This window comes from Micromonospora sp. A3M-1-15 (assembly GCF_024213425.1).
GTDB lineage: Bacteria > Actinomycetota > Actinomycetes > Mycobacteriales > Micromonosporaceae > Micromonospora > Micromonospora chersina.
Genome location: NZ_JANAVK010000007.1, coordinates 164,475 through 178,331, shown reverse-complemented (window position 1 = coordinate 178,331; position 13,857 = coordinate 164,475). Strand labels below are relative to the sequence as shown.

Sequence of the window (13,857 nt, the reverse complement as noted above, 5' to 3'; positions counted from 1 at the left end):
CACCGGCCGGCGACGGCGGTCAGGGGAGGCGGGCCTCCAGGCGGCCGTTGACCACCCGGGTGGGAAGGACGACCTGGTCGTTGCCCGAGGGGCCGTGGACGACCTCGCCGCCGTTGAGGCGGAACGTGCTGCCGTGCCAGGGGCAGACCACGCAGGCGTGGCCGTCGATCTCCTGCACCTCGCCCTCACCCAGCGGGCCGCTCTGGTGCGGGCAGCGCTCCAGCATCACCGTGACGTCGTCGCCGTGCCGGTAGAGGATCACCGAGACGTCGTCGATCTCGCGGGTGAGAAGCTGCCGCTGCGGCAGGCTCGACATGTCGCCGAGCGGGTGCCAGCCGTCGCTGACCAGGTGCAGCTCGGAGATGCTCTGGCTGACCTGCGCGCCCTGCTTGTACGCGAGGTGCCCACCGAGGTACGCCCCGGCGCTCGCCGCCGACAGCCCCAGGTAGGCCAGCGCCCGGCCCAGGTTGTGCCGCCCGTTCAGCCGGGCCGCCAGCGAGCCGGCGTAGAGGGTGACGCCGATGGTGTTCGCGGCGGCGTGCACGAGGCCGATCCGCCGCTGGTCGCGGGAGAGGGCGGCCCAGTCGTTGAGCCCGGCCACGGCGGCCGGCAGCGCGCTGACCGTACCGACCCCGACGAGCGCGGTCGCCGCCCGGCGCTGTCCGGGCATCAGGTCCACGACGGCGGCCGAGATCCAGGCGCCGACCGGCACCTGCACCATGGCCGGGTGCAGCGGGTGCCCCAGCCAGACGCCGTGCAGGAAGTCCCGGACCCGCTGGGGACGCAGGGTGCCCTGGACGGCGCGCTGCAACCGGTCACCGACCCGGTCGAGTCGGGTGTTCTGCTCGATCTTCGTCAATAGTTCGCGCACGTGGTCCGACTTCCCGGCAGGAGAGGTCCCAAACCGGGCGCCGACCACGGATCACCCCATCGGGTGGTCCCCGTCCGTCCGCCAGCGGTCGGCATGCACGGCGGCGGCCAGCGGCCGGGGCGTACGCCAACCGTGCCGGACCAGGTCGGGAACGGTCTGGAGGTGGCTCACCGGGCCCACGCAGAGCCAGGCGACCGGGCGGATGCCGGGCGGGATGCCGAGCAAGTCGGCCAGGAACGGCTCCCGGTAGAAGGAGACCCAGCCGACGCCCAGCCCCTCGGCGGTGGCGGCCAGCCAGAGGTTCTGGATGGCCAGGCAGACCGAGTAGAGGCCGGCGTCGGCGATGGCGTGCCGGCCGAGCACCGCGGGCCCACCCCGCTGCGGGTCGTACGTGACCACGACCGACAGCGTCGACTCCAGCACCCCGTCGATCTTGATGCGGGCGAACCGCTCGGCCGCGTCACCGTCCAGCGTGGCGGCGAAGGTGTCCCGCTCGGCCTGGACGTGCGCGTGGAACCGGCGCCGGGTCCGCGGGTCGCGGACGAGCACGAAGTCCCAGGGCTGCGAGTTGCCGACGCTCGGCGCGGCGTGCGCGGCCGTGAGGATCCGGTCCAGGACGTCGTCCGGCACCGGCTCCCCGGTGAACTCGGCGCGCACGTCGCGGCGGCGGTGGATGACGTCGTACAGGTCCACAGGCAGGCTCCCGCTGCACTCGGCCCACGCTCGCGGTGGGCGACTCGACGCGAGGCCCGTCTTCGGACTCCCGGATCGTCGCCTGACCGTCCGGCACCTCACATGATCGTTGCCGCCGCCGATGCTACCGAGGGAGCCGTCAGCGTACGGGCGGGGCGGGTGGGGCCAACTCGCGCAGCACCTGGCTGAGCTGGTCGATGCGGGACTGGGCCTCGGCGCGCAGCCGCTCGGCGAGCGCGTCCCAGTCCTGTGTGGTCGGCGCCTGCCCGGGTGGCAGCGCCGCGAGCGCCCGGCCCACCTCGGCCAGGGTGAGGCCGACCCGCTGGCACGCCTCGATCATCGCCAGGCGGCACATCACGTCGCCGTGGTAGCGGCGCTGGTTGCCGGCCGTGCGGTCGCTGCTGATGAGGCCCTGCGCCTCGTAGAACCGGATCGCCGACGCGGAGACGCCGCTGCGCTGCGCCACCTGACCGATGGTCAGGCCGGGCTCGTGCCAGTCGAAGGACGTGTCCTGCTTCACGCCCCGAGTATGCCCGTCGACGATTGACCTCAACAATTGTTGAGGTTCTACGGTCGGCTCCATCGAGTTCACGAGAATTCCCTGGAGGAAACGATGATCCTGGTGACCGGCGCGACGGGCAACGTCGGGCGGCGCGTGGTGGAGCGGCTGGTTGCGGCGGACCACGGCGTACGGGCCGTGACCCGCGACCCGGGCCGCGCGAAGCTGCCGGCGGGTGTCGAGGTGGTGGGCGCCGACCTGGCCGATCCGGAGACCCTGCGCCCGCACCTGGCGGGTGTCGAGGCCGTGTTCCTGATCTGGCCGTTCGTCGACCCGGCCGCGACCGCGCGGCTCGCTCCCCGCGTCGCCGCCGTGCTCGCCGGTGCCGGGTCGCCCCGGGTGGTGTACGTGTCGGCCGCCACCGCCGAGGCCGACCCGGACTCGTTCTGGGCCGTGGTGGAGCGCGCCGTCACCGCGTCCGGCCTGCCCTGGACGATGCTGCGCCCCACCGGGATCGCCACGAACACGCTGGGCTGGGCCCCCGCCATCCGCGCCGAGGGCGTGGTGCGCTGGCCGTACGGCGGGGCGGCCCGTTCGATGGTCCACGAGGACGACATCGCGGCGGTGGCGGTCGACGCGCTTACCAGCGACCGGCACGACCGGCGGACCTACGTGCTCAGCGGCCCGCAGGCGGTCAGCCAGGCCGAGCAGGTGCGCCTCATCGGCGCCGCGATCGGCCGCGACCTGCGCTGGCAGGAGGTGCCCGCCGAGGCGGTACGACCCATGCTGGCCGCGGCGATGGGCAGCCCCGCGTTCGCGGACGCGGCACTGGCCGGCTGGGCGGCCATGGCGGAGACCCCGGAGCAGGTGACCGGCGACGTGGCGGCGGTGCTGGGACGCCCCGCGCGCACGTTCGCCGACTGGGCCGCCGACCACGCGGCCGACTTCGCCTGAGTCCGCCGCGCGGGACGGCGGAAGCTGGCGCGGCGGGCGCCGTCGAGGGCATGCTGACCGGATGGGGGTACGCGTCGAGCACGCCGGGCCGGTGACCACGGTGATCCTGGACCGGCCGGAGGCCCGCAACGCCGTCGACGGGCCGACCGCCCGCGCCCTGGCCGACGCCTTCCGCGCCTTCGAGGCCGACCCGGACGCGGCCGTCGCCGTGCTCTGGGGCGCGGGCGGCACCTTCTGCGCCGGCGCCGACCTCAAGGCCATCGGCACGCCGCGCGGCAACCGGGTCGAGCCCGAGGGTGACGGCCCGATGGGCCCGACCCGGATGCGCCTGTCCAAGCCGGTGCTCGCCGCGATCTCCGGTTACGCGGTGGCCGGCGGCCTGGAACTGGCGCTCTGGTGCGACCTGCGGGTCGCCGAGTCGGACGCGATCCTCGGGGTGTTCTGCCGGCGCTGGGGGGTGCCGCTGATCGACGGCGGGACGGTGCGGCTGCCCCGGCTCGTCGGCGAGAGCCGGGCCATGGATCTGATCCTCACCGGCCGCCCGGTCCCCGCCGACGAGGCGTACGCCATGGGTCTGGTGAACCGGCTGGTCGCGCCGGGCAGGGCCCGGGCGGAGGCCGAGCGGCTGGCCGCCGAGATCGCCCGGCACCCGCAGACCTGCCTGCGCAACGACCGGGCGGCGGTGCTGGCGGGCGGTGGCCTGCCCGAGCCGGAGGCGATGGCGACCGAACTCGCCTTCGGGATGGAGTCCCTGGTCACCGACGGGATGCACGGCGCGAACCGGTTCACCGCCGGCGCCGGCCGGCACGGCGCCGTCCCGGAGGACGACGCCGGGTCCGACGCGGCGGAGAAGCCTCTCCGACCACCTAGGGGCGGGTCGGCCGCTCGACCGTGACCGGCAGGCCGTAGCCGGAGAACGCCATGGTCACCTGGGTGCTGGTCGGAGGTCCCACCTTGCCGTTCTTCCGCCAGACGAGGGTGACTTCGTAGGCGAGTTCGGCGATCCGACTGTCGGCGCCGAGCGTCACGTCACCCACGATCTTCTCGCTGACGAGCGGGGCGTCGGCGTCGAAGCCGGTGGACCCACCGGTGGGCTCGACGCTGAAGTGATAGGCCCGCTGCCCGGTCCGGGTGACCGTGGCGTCGTTCCCCTTCAACACCTGGAACAACCCGTCCTGGTCCGACGAGGCACCGAGGGCGCCCCCCATCGCCACGTCGAAGGGGAGGAACTTCCGCTCACCCGGGTACCGCTTCCAGGGCAGCCTTCGGTGGCCGTCGGCGCCGCCGACGTAGTACACCCCGTCGACCAGCCGTTCCTCGGTGAAGCTCAGGCCGTCCGGGTACACCGTGCGCAGCCAGCCGTCGGCGCTTCCCGGGTCGAAGGCACCCGTCGTGGTCTCCACCCAGTTCGGATCGACCCGGCTGGTCCTCCGCACCGTGACCCGGTAACTGGTGTTCTCGCTCGCGGTGACGGCGGCGGCCAGTTCCAACTGCGGCGACGCGGCCGCCGGCGGAGATGCCTCGGCGACGACGGCGGGGCGGTCCGGCGCGGGCCGGTGGACCAGGGTAGTCGCGCCGACCGCGCTCAGTGCGAGCACGGCGAGGGTGCCGCCGGCGACGGTCGCGGTCCGGCGCCGGCGCGCCCGGCGACCCCGCTCCAGAAGCGTCGCGGCCGGGGCGGCCGAGTCCGGCTCGCCGTCCACCAGGGCGTGCAGCCGGTCCGTGAGTCGCTCGTCGAGATCTGTCATCGCTGTCACCTGGTCCCCGTGTAGGAGGGTTGCTGGAGGAGGTGGCGGAGCTTGCCGAGAGCCTTCGAGTGCTGGCTCTTGACCGTGCCGACGGTGCAGCCCAGCACCCGGGCCACCTCCCGCTCGGGCAGGTCCTCGTAGTGGCGCAGCACCACCACCGCGCGCTGCCTCGGTGGCAGCGCGCGCAGCGCCCGACGCAGCGCGACGGCGTCGTGGTCCGGCTCGGTGGACGGCGCGGCCCGGTCGGGGACCTCGGCGACGAGGCTCTCCCGCCGGCGCCGCCGCCAGAACGAGGTGTGGTTGTTCACCAGCGCTCGCCGGAGGTAGGCGTGCAGGTCGTCGCTCCGGGACAACCGGCGCCACCGCTCGTACATCCGGACCAGGCTGTCCTGGAGGAGTTCCTCGGCCCGCCACCGGTCCCCGGCCAGCAGCATGGCCAGCCGGATGTGGCGCCGCCAGGCCTCCTCCACGAAGGCCACGTACGAGGCGTCCGCCGTCGACAGTCGCGTTTTCTGGTCGGTCACGCCCCTACCACGCGGCCACCCCGGGAAAGGTTGTCCGGGCCGTCACTTCAGGTTGCGCAGGGCGTCCTCGATGGCGCGGTGGAAGGTCGGGTACGCGTAGATCATGTGCCGAAGCTGGCTGACCGGGACGGCCGCGTGCACCGCAACGACCAGCGCGGAGAGCACCTCGCCGCCGGCCGGGCCGACCGAGGTGGCGCCGATCAGCACGCCCTGGTCGGCGTCGGCGACCAGTTTGATGAAGCCGGCGTTGCCGGCCTTGTGGATCCAGCCGCGGGTCGACGCGGTCAGGTCGGTGTACCCGGTCTGGACGTTGACGCCCCGCTCGCGCGCCTGCTGCTCGGTGAGGCCGACGGCGCCCACCTCCGGGTCGGTGAAGGTGACCCGGGGCAACGCCCGGTAGTCGGCGGCCGGGACGCTGCCCGGGGCGACGGTCGACCCGCCCGCGCTCATCGCCCCGCCAACCGCGCTGACCACGCCGGCCGCGCCGCCGACCACGCTCGCGGTGCCGCTGGCGTCCGGCCCGCCCTTCGTCCGCCGCATGTGGTCGAGCACGTCGGCGACGACGATGCCCGCCTGGTACATGGCGATGTGGGTGAACGCGCCCTCGCCGGTGAGGTCGCCGACCGCCCAGATGCCCTCGGCGGCGTGCATCCGCTCGTTGACCGGCAGGTAGCGCTGCGTGCAGTCGATGCCGACCGAGTCCAGGCCCAACTCCTCCAGGTGCGCCTTGCGGCCGGTCACCACGAGCAGCTTCTCGCCGCTGAACGCGGCGCCGTCCGCGTGGACGGTGAAGGCGGTGCCGTCGTGCCTGACCCGCCCGGCCCGGACCCCGGTGCGGATCTCGACCCCGTCGGCCCGCAGCGCCGCGGCGGCGACCTCCGACGCCTCCGGCTCCTCCAGGGCGAGCACCCGGTCGGCCGCCTCGACGACGGTCACCCGGACGCCGAACCGGGCGAAGACCTGGGCCAGTTCCAGCCCGATGGCGCCGCCCCCCAGCACCAGCAGCGACTCCGGCAGCTCCTCGACCTCGATGGCCTGGTGGTTGGTCCAGTACGGGGTGTCGGCCAGCCCGTCGATCGGCGGGATCGAGGGGCGGGTGCCGGTGCCGAGGACGATCCCGTAGCGGGCCTCGAACGTCTGGTCGCCGACGCGCACCCGGTTCGGGCCGTCGAGCCGGCCGCTGCCCCGGACGAACCGGCCGCCCTTGCCGGTGAACCGGTCCACGGCGACCTTGTCGTCCCAGGTGTCGGTGGCCTCCTCGCGGATCCGCCGGGCGACCGGCGCCCAGTCGGGCCGCACCTCGGCGCTGCCGGCCAGCTCGTTGACCCGGTGCGCCTCGGCCAGCGCGTTCGCCGCCCGGATCATCATCTTGCTCGGGATGCAGCCCCAGTAGGGGCACTCGCCGCCGACCAGGTCCCGCTCGATCCCGACCACGGTGAGGCCGGCCTCGGCGAGCCGCCCGGCCACCTCCTCGCCGCCGACCCCGAGCCCGACCACGACCACGTCCACCAGTTCCGGCTCCGCCATCCCGCCAGCATTCCGCACCGCCGGGCCGCCGGCCACCGCGTCGGCCCGGAATTCCCGCGCCGGTGATCATCCCCACCGCCTACGGTGGCCGCATGCAGGAACGCTTCGCCCCGGTCCGGGACTGCTTCCACGACCTCTTCGCCACGGGCCGGGAGACCGGGGCCGCGCTGGCCGTCTGGTACGACGGCACGCCCGTCGTCGACCTCGTGGGCGGCAGCCGCGCCGCCGTCCCGTCCGGCGCGGCCGTCCCGGCACTCGGGGCGGAGGCGCCGTGGCGGCCGGACACACTTGTCGACGTCTACTCGGTGGGCAAGCCGGTGGTCGCGCTCTGCCTCCTGCTGCTGGTCGACCGGGGCCGGGTCGACCTCGACGCGCCGGTGTCGGCGTACTGGCCGGAGTTCCGCGCCCCGGCCACCGTGCGGCAGGTGCTCGACCACACGGCCGGGCTGCCCGCGTTCCCCGTGCCCCGGGCCGCCGCGGCGATCCCCGACTGGGGGTTGCTCTGCGCCGACCTGGCCGCCGCCGAACCCGAGTGGACGCCGGGCAGCGTCGCGGGCGAGCACGCCTGGACGTACGGGCACCTGGTCGGCGAGCTGGTCCGCCGGGTGGACGGGCGGCCGGTCGGGCGGTTCCTGGCCGAGGAGATCGCCGGGCCGTGGGGCCTCGACCTGGCCTTCGGGCTGAGCGCGGCGGACCAGCGGCGCTGCGCCGACCTGTCGTACGCCGATCCCGACTGGCCGGTCCGGATGCTGGGCGAGCCGGGGTCGCTGCGCGCCCGGGCGTTGGGAAACCCGGCCGGCGGGCTGGACGCGGCGGTGGTGAACAGCCCGCTCTGGCGGGCGGCGGAGTTCCCGGCGGTGAACCTCCACGCCACCGCGTCCGGCCTGGCCCGCCTCTACGCGGGCCTGCTCGCCGGCGGCACGCTCGACGGGGTACGCCGGTTCAGCCGCGAGCTGGTCGCCGAGGCGACCCGGGTGCAGTACGACGGACCGGACCTGGTGCTGGACCGGCGGGCGTCCTGGACGTTGGGCATGCAGTGGGAGCCGGACGGGAGCTGGGGCATGGGCGGGATCGGCGGCAGCAGCGCCTGGGCCGACCCGGAGCGCGGCTACACCTTCGCGTACGCGACCGCCCGGCTGGCCGACCACGACCGGGTGGAGGAGCTGGTCGAGGCGTTGCACTCCTGCCTCTGACGGGAAGCGGACTGCTCAACAAGCGTGGCAGCCCTGTCACGCTGCGTCAGCCACCGCTACGCTCCGGTGCTCGTGGAGAACGAAGCGCCCGCGCCGGCGAACCGGCTCAAGGAGCACTCCGGGGTGGCGGCCAACCTGTTCTCGGCGGTGACCGGGCTGGTCGCCCTCGTGCAGGCGGTCCGCTCCGACCCGCTGTGGATCGTGCTGGGCCTGGTGGCGCTGGCGGCGCTGATGGCGTACCAGCTGTGGCGACGCCGCTGGCGGACGGCCGGGCTGGCCGCGGTGGCGCTGCTGGTCCTGGGCGTCGCCGGTTGGGCGCTGGACCAGGACCGGAGCGACCCCGCGCCGGCCGCCGCCACCACGACGACCCCCGCCGGCCCGACGACCGCCACCACCACCCCGGCGGCCTCGACCGGTGCCCCGGACGGCAGCCCCGCCGCCGGCGGCGCCGCGGCCGTGTTCTTCAGCGACGTGGTGCGGCTCGACAAGAAGACCGGGGTGGACGTGGACGGCGGCCGGCCCGTGAGGCGGTACGCCCAGGACGCGACGGTCGACCTCTACCTGGACTGGGGCTACATCCTCTACTCCAGCGCCCGGCACAGCGCCATGTACGACGACACCTACGCCGGCCCGGAGGAGGGCGCCGCGGGCCGCTGCGCCACCTACCGCGAGGCCCGCCGGACGAGCGCCCCGCACCACTACGTCGGCGGCGGCCAGCAGTACTGCTTCACCACCTCGGAGGGGCACCCGGGCTGGTTGCAGGTGGTGAACCAGGCGGGCGACGGCGGCGCCCTGGTCAAGGTGACCGTCTGGCGGGAGTGAGCGGTCAGCGCAGCCAGACCGGCTCGGCGCTCGGCACCTCCAGCGGGGGCGGGTAGTCCAGCGCCGCGCGCGTCCGCTCGGGCAGCCGCCACGGCTGGTGCACCGCCTTCCCCCCGACCGAGGCCAGCTCCGGCACGTAGCGGCGGACGTACGCGCCGTCGGGGTCGTAGCGTTCGGCCTGGCGGACCGGGTTGAAGCCGCGGTGCGGCCGGGCGTCGTTCCCGGTGCCGGCCACCCACTGCCAGTTGCCCGAGTTGTCGGCCACGTCGCCGTCGAGCAGCCAGCGGAAGAAGACCGCCACCCCGGACCGCCAGTCCAGCCGGAGGTGCTTGGTCAGGTAGCCGGCGGTGATCAGGCGGGCGCGGTTGTGCATCCAGCCCTCGGCGCGCAGCTGCCGCATCCCGGCGTCGACGATCGGCATCCCGGTCCGCCCCTCGGTCCAGGCGTCCAGCGCGTGCTCGTCGTACCGCCAGTCCTCCCGCGCCCCGCGCCGGTAGGCCCGGGAGGAGAGGTCGGGGAAGGCGGCGGTGACCTGGTGGTAGAAGTCCCGCCAGCACAGCTGCCGGACGAACGGCCCGCTCCGGTCGCCGGCCCGGTTCGCCACGGCCAGCGGCGAGAGGCAGCCGAAGCGCAGGTAGGGGCTGAGCCGGGAGGTCTCGTCGCCGGCCATGTCGTCGTGGATGTCGTCGTACCGGCCCAGGGTGGGCAGCCACCCGGTGAGGAGGCGCCGGGCCACGCTCTCCCCGCCGGCCGCGGCGTCCGGCGAGTCGCCCCGGGGCGGGTCGGGCAGCCGGCCGGGATCGACGCCGTCGGGCAGCCGCACCCGCCTCGGTGCGGCCAACTCCTCGCGTACCTTCGCCCCCTGCCAGGCCCGGAAGTAGGGGCTGAACACCTTGTAGTGGTCGCCGCCCGCCGGGCGGAGGTCGGCCGGCTCGACGATCGTGAGGCCGGGAAAGAGCCGCAGGGACATCCGGTGCCGGTCGCACTCCTCGCGCAGCCGGCGCTCGCGACGCCGGGCGTGGCGGCTCACGTCGGCGGACAGGCCGATCCCCTCGGCGCCGACCGCGCGGGCCAGCTTGACCGTCTCGGCCACCGGGTCGCCGCGCCGGACCACCAGGTCGCCGCCGCGCTGCCGGAGCGCCTCGCGCAGCTCGGCCAGGCTCTGGTGCAGGAAGCGGGTGCGGTTCGGCGAGAGCCGTTGCAGCGCCGGGTCGAGCACGTGCAGCGGCACCACCCGGTCGAACGCCGAACACGCCGACGCCAGCGCCGGGTGGTCGTGCACGCGCAGGTCGCGGGTGAGGAGCACGACCGCCGTGCGGTCGCTCACGCGACCAGGGCCGGCCGGAGGGCGGGGCCGGGGACCCGCACCGGCGCGCCGGCCGGGGTGAGCAGCGCCCGCGCGGCCACCGCCATCCGCCGCCGCCGGGGTACGAGGGCCCGACGGGTGAACACGTCGAAGTCCTGGGCGGCCACCTCGTCGAGGATCCCGCCGTAGAGCGCGTACGCGGTGCGCATGCAGGCCTGCGAGGCGGGGGCGAGCAGCGGGATGCCGGGCGCGGCGGCTTCGTAGTGTGCCTGGGCCCGGCTCACCTCGTACTCGATCAGCTCGCGCAGCCGTGGGGTGGTGCGGCCGGCGGCCCGGGCGGCGAGCAGGTCCTCGCGGGTGACGTCGAACCTGGCCAGGTCCTCGTCCGGCAGGTAGGTCCGCCCCCGGTCCAGGTCCTCGGCCACGTCCCGGATGAAGTTGGTGAGCTGGAAGGCGAAGCCGAGCTGGCGGGCCGGCTCCCGGGCGGCGGCCGGATCGGAGCTGCCCAGGATCGGCAGCATCATGGTGCCGATGACCGCGGCCGAGCCCTCCATGTAGTCGAGAAGGTCGTCGTACGTCGGGTAGGACGTCACCGTCAGGTCCATCGTCATGCTGCGCAGAAACGACGCGAAGTCGCCGCGGTCCAGGTCGAAGACGGCGATGGTGTGCAGCACGGCGGGGAGCAGCGCATCGTCGACCGACGCACCGTGCAGGCCGGCGACGAAGCGGGCGGACCACCCCTCCAGCCGGGCGGCGCGCTCGGCCGGCGGGAGGTCCTCGGTGCGGTCGACGATCTCGTCGGCGTAGCGGGTGAAGCCGTACAGGGCGTGCACGTGCCGCCGTTTCCAGGCGGGAAGCAGCCGCGTGGCGAGATAGTAGGTACGGCCGTGACGCCGGTGCAGCTCGCGGCAACGCTCATAGGCAGCGGTGAGATCGGTGTCCACCGGCCCTCCTCGAATTCGACGCAGCAATCGACGCAACTCGTAACTCTAGGGTACGCTCGCCCGCATGGCCAACGACGCAGTTGCGGATAGTTCGCTCCGGGTGGTGACGCCGGCTCAGCCCGGCACGTCGGACGATCCGGTCCGCGGCGTGCTGGCCGCGTTCACGAACGACCTGGTGAACGGTGTCGACGAGACTCTCGCGGCGTTCCTGGCCACCGAGGTCGACTCGCTCGCCGAGATCGACGCGGCGATGGGCGGGTTCGCCGCGACCGCCCGCGACTGCGTGCTGGCCGGCGGCAAGCGGGTCCGGCCGACCTTCGCGTACTGGGGCTGGCGCGGCCTGGCCGGCGGCGACGCGCCGCTGCCCTCGGTGCTGCCGGCGCTCGCCGCGCTGGAACTGCTGCACACCTTCGCGCTGGTGCACGACGACGTGATGGACGCCTCCGACACCCGGCGCGGCCGGCCGACCGCGCACCGGGCCGCCGCCGACCGGCACCGCGCGGCCGGGCACACCGGCGACCCCGAACGGTACGGCGAGGCGGTCGCCGTGCTCATCGGCGACCTCTGCCTGGTCTGGGCCGACCGGCTCATGGCGCACGCCACCGTGCCGCCGGCCCGGATGCTCGACGTGCGCCGCTGCTACGACCAGATGCGGGTGGAGACCGTCGCCGGGCAGTTCCTCGACGTGCTCGGCGAGCACGACGCGGCGCACTGGTCGGTGGACCGGGCGCTGCGGGTGGCCCGCTACAAGACGGCCGGCTACACCGTCCAGCGACCGCTGCTCTTCGGCGCCGCCCTGGCCGGGGCCGAGGCGGACACCCCGCTGATCGCCGCGTACACCCGCTACGGGCTGGCCGTCGGCGAGGCGTTCCAGCTGCGGGACGACCTGCTGGGGGTCTACGGCGATCCGGCGACCACCGGCAAGCCGGCCGGTGACGACCTGCGGACCGGCAAGCCCACCGTGCTGCTGACGCTGGCCCGCCAGTTGGCCGACCCGGTCCAGCGCCATGCCCTGGAGCGGGCCGGCGCGGTCACCGAGGCGCGGGAGGTGGCACGCCTGGCGGACGTGGTCCGGGAAACCGGGGCGGTGGCCCGGGTCGAGCGGATGATCGCCGACCGGGTGGCGGAGGCGCAGTCCGCGCTCGACACCGCCCCGATCGACGGCACCGCGCGGACCGCGCTGACGGGCCTCGCCACCGCCGCCACCACGCGGCGGGCATGATGGGCAACTTCGCGAACAAGGGGGCTGGGATGCGCACCGTGAGCGGGCGTACCGACCGGGTGGTGGTCGTCGGCGCCGGGTTGGGCGGGCTGGCCTGCGCGCTGCACCTGGCCGGGAGCGGCCGGCAGGTGACCGTGCTGGAACGCGAGCCGGTGCCGGGCGGGCGCGCCGGCCGGCTCGGCGTCGACGGATACGAGTTCGACACCGGGCCGACCGTGCTCACCATGCCCGACCTGATCGCCGAGGCGCTCGGCGCGGTGGGCGAGGAGCTGAACGACTGGCTCGACCTGACGCCGCTCGACCCGGCCTACCGGGCGTACTACCCGGACGGGTCGACGCTCGACGTCATCACCGACACCACCCGGATGGCCGCCGAGATCGCCCGGGTCTGCGGGCCCCGCGAGGCGGACGGCTACCTGCGCTTCGTCGACTACGCGCGGGACCTGTGGCGCTGGGAACGGGCCGACTTCATCGAGCGCAACCTTGACGCGCCGACCGACCTGCTCACCGGCAACCTGCTCCGGCTGCTCGCCAACGGCGCCTTCCGGCGACTCCAGACGAAGATCAACCAGTTCTTCCGGGACCCGCGTACCCAGCGGATCTTCTCCTTCCAGGCCATGTACGCCGGCCTCGCACCGCACGACGCGCTGGCCATCTACGCGGTCATCGCGTACCTCGACTCGGTGGCCGGGGTGTGCTTCCCGCGCGGCGGCATCCACGCGGTCTCCCGCGGGATGGCCGGCGCCGCGGAGAAGCACGGCGTGCAGATCCGGTACGGCACCACGGTGACCCGGGTGGAGACCGCGCACGGCCGGGCCACCGGAGTGGTCACCGCCGACGGCGAGTTCGTCCCGGCGGACGTCGTGGTGCTCAACCCCGACCTGCCGGTCGCCTACCGGGACCTGCTGCCGACGAGCCGGCAGCGCAAGCTCACCTACTCGCCCTCCTGCGTGGTGCTGCACGTCGGTTCGACGCAGGGCTACAGCCGGATCGCCCATCACAACATCCACTTCGGGCGGTCCTGGAAGGGCACGTTCGACGAGGTGATCCGCCGCGGCGAGCTGATGACCGACCCGTCGCTGCTGGTGACGAACCCGAGCCGGACCGACCCGTCGGTGGCGCCGGCCGGCCGGCACACCTACTACGTGCTCGCCCCGGTGCCCAACCTCCACCGGGCGCCGTTCGACTGGCCGGGTGACCTGACCCGCCGCTACGCCGACCAGCTCGTGGCGACCCTGGAGGAGCGCGGCTACGTCGGTTTCGGCGACGGCATCGAGGTGCTGCGCGCGGTGACGCCGGCCGACTGGGCGGCGCAGGGCATGGCCGCCGGCACCCCGTTCGCCGCCGCGCACAGCCTCTTCCAGACCGGCCCGTTCCGCCCCGCGAACCTGCACCGGACGCTCGGCAACGTGGTCTTCGTCGGCTCCGGCACCCAACCCGGGGTGGGCGTGCCGATGGTCCTGATCAGCGGCAAGCTCGCCGCCTCGCGCGTCACCGGCGGCGACCGGTGAGCGCGAGGAGTGCAGCGGAGCGGAGCCCCGCGGTCGCGAACGA

Annotated in this window: 13 protein-coding genes and 1 pseudogene; 6 read left to right on the top strand and 8 right to left on the bottom strand. The window is 74.6% G+C overall.

The window, feature by feature from the left end; genetic code table 11:
- Positions 1–19: 19 nt before the first annotated feature.
- From NLX85_RS29450 to soxR, 3 genes are all read right to left on the bottom strand, one after another.
- Positions 20–871 (bottom strand): Rieske 2Fe-2S domain-containing protein, encoded by an 852-nt coding sequence (locus tag NLX85_RS29450; protein ID WP_254340612.1) that lies wholly within the window; start codon positions 869–871, stop codon positions 20–22.
- Between the two features lie 51 nt (positions 872–922).
- The gene (bluB, locus tag NLX85_RS29445; protein ID WP_254340609.1) at positions 923–1,564 is read right to left on the bottom strand and encodes a 5,6-dimethylbenzimidazole synthase; all 642 of its coding nucleotides are present in this window, start codon (positions 1,562–1,564) and stop codon (positions 923–925) included.
- A gap of 139 nt (positions 1,565–1,703) precedes the next feature.
- Positions 1,704–2,084: a redox-sensitive transcriptional activator SoxR gene (gene soxR, locus NLX85_RS29440; protein ID WP_254340607.1), complete on the bottom strand. Its 381-nt coding sequence runs from the start codon at positions 2,082–2,084 to the stop codon at positions 1,704–1,706.
- 93 nt (positions 2,085–2,177) lie between these two features.
- Here soxR and NLX85_RS29435 point away from each other — a divergent pair, with 93 nt between their 5' ends.
- Positions 2,178–3,017: an SDR family oxidoreductase gene (locus tag NLX85_RS29435; RefSeq protein ID WP_254340605.1), complete on the top strand. Its 840-nt coding sequence runs from the start codon at positions 2,178–2,180 to the stop codon at positions 3,015–3,017.
- Between the two features lie 61 nt (positions 3,018–3,078).
- A pseudogene (locus tag NLX85_RS29430) lies at positions 3,079–3,831 on the top strand (crotonase/enoyl-CoA hydratase family protein); the annotation flags it as partial.
- 52 nt (positions 3,832–3,883) lie between these two features.
- On the opposite strand, the gene NLX85_RS29425 reads toward NLX85_RS29430, so the two are convergent.
- From NLX85_RS29425 to NLX85_RS29415, 3 genes are read right to left on the bottom strand one after another with little or no spacing between them, the layout of a single operon-like run.
- Positions 3,884–4,765, bottom strand: a complete 882-nt coding sequence (locus NLX85_RS29425) for a hypothetical protein (protein WP_254340603.1) — start codon at positions 4,763–4,765, stop codon at positions 3,884–3,886.
- 5 nt (positions 4,766–4,770) lie between these two features.
- Positions 4,771–5,289, bottom strand: a complete 519-nt coding sequence (locus NLX85_RS29420; RefSeq protein WP_254340601.1) for a SigE family RNA polymerase sigma factor — start codon at positions 5,287–5,289, stop codon at positions 4,771–4,773.
- Positions 5,290–5,331: 42 nt separating this feature from the next.
- Positions 5,332–6,816 (bottom strand): NAD(P)/FAD-dependent oxidoreductase, encoded by a 1,485-nt coding sequence (locus tag NLX85_RS29415; protein WP_254340599.1) that lies wholly within the window; start codon positions 6,814–6,816, stop codon positions 5,332–5,334.
- 92 nt (positions 6,817–6,908) lie between these two features.
- Here NLX85_RS29415 and NLX85_RS29410 point away from each other — a divergent pair, with 92 nt between their 5' ends.
- Positions 6,909–8,009 (top strand): serine hydrolase, encoded by a 1,101-nt coding sequence (locus NLX85_RS29410; RefSeq protein WP_254340597.1) that lies wholly within the window; start codon positions 6,909–6,911, stop codon positions 8,007–8,009.
- 72 nt (positions 8,010–8,081) lie between these two features.
- A complete protein-coding gene (locus NLX85_RS29405) occupies positions 8,082–8,831 on the top strand; it encodes a hypothetical protein (RefSeq protein WP_254340595.1) in 750 nt (249 codons plus the stop codon).
- Between the two features lie 4 nt (positions 8,832–8,835).
- On the opposite strand, the gene NLX85_RS29400 is transcribed toward NLX85_RS29405, so the two are convergent.
- Both NLX85_RS29400 and NLX85_RS29395 read right to left on the bottom strand, forming a co-directional pair.
- Positions 8,836–10,158, bottom strand: a complete 1,323-nt coding sequence (locus NLX85_RS29400) for a deoxyribodipyrimidine photo-lyase (protein ID WP_254340592.1) — start codon at positions 10,156–10,158, stop codon at positions 8,836–8,838.
- Positions 10,155–11,081, bottom strand: a complete 927-nt coding sequence (locus NLX85_RS29395) for a phytoene/squalene synthase family protein (protein WP_254340590.1) — start codon at positions 11,079–11,081, stop codon at positions 10,155–10,157. The genes NLX85_RS29400 and NLX85_RS29395 overlap by 4 nt, the downstream gene beginning before the upstream one ends.
- Before the next feature lie 64 nt (positions 11,082–11,145).
- Between NLX85_RS29395 and NLX85_RS29390 the strand changes: the two genes are divergently transcribed.
- Complete coding sequence (locus tag NLX85_RS29390) at positions 11,146–12,303, top strand: polyprenyl synthetase family protein (RefSeq protein ID WP_254340588.1); 1,158 nt, start codon at positions 11,146–11,148, stop codon at positions 12,301–12,303.
- Positions 12,304–12,332: 29 nt separating this feature from the next.
- Entirely contained in the window at positions 12,333–13,814 is a 1,482-nt protein-coding gene (gene crtI / locus NLX85_RS29385; RefSeq protein WP_254340587.1) for a phytoene desaturase family protein, read from the top strand.
- The last annotated feature ends 43 nt before the right edge of the window (positions 13,815–13,857 follow it).

Bases quoted from the DNA above. Each gene is read 5' to 3' on its own strand.
- crtI (WP_254340587.1), top strand. From the start codon at position 12,333: ATGCGCACCGTGAGCGGGCGTACCGACCGGGTGGTGGTCGTCGGCGCC.
- NLX85_RS29415 (WP_254340599.1), bottom strand. From the start codon at position 6,816: ATGGCGGAGCCGGAACTGGTGGACGTGGTCGTGGTCGGGCTCGGGGTC.
- NLX85_RS29425 (WP_254340603.1), bottom strand. From the start codon at position 4,765: ATGACAGATCTCGACGAGCGACTCACGGACCGGCTGCACGCCCTGGTG.
- NLX85_RS29410 (WP_254340597.1), top strand. From the start codon at position 6,909: ATGCAGGAACGCTTCGCCCCGGTCCGGGACTGCTTCCACGACCTCTTC.
- NLX85_RS29390 (WP_254340588.1), top strand. From the start codon at position 11,146: ATGGCCAACGACGCAGTTGCGGATAGTTCGCTCCGGGTGGTGACGCCG.
- NLX85_RS29435 (WP_254340605.1), top strand. From the start codon at position 2,178: ATGATCCTGGTGACCGGCGCGACGGGCAACGTCGGGCGGCGCGTGGTG.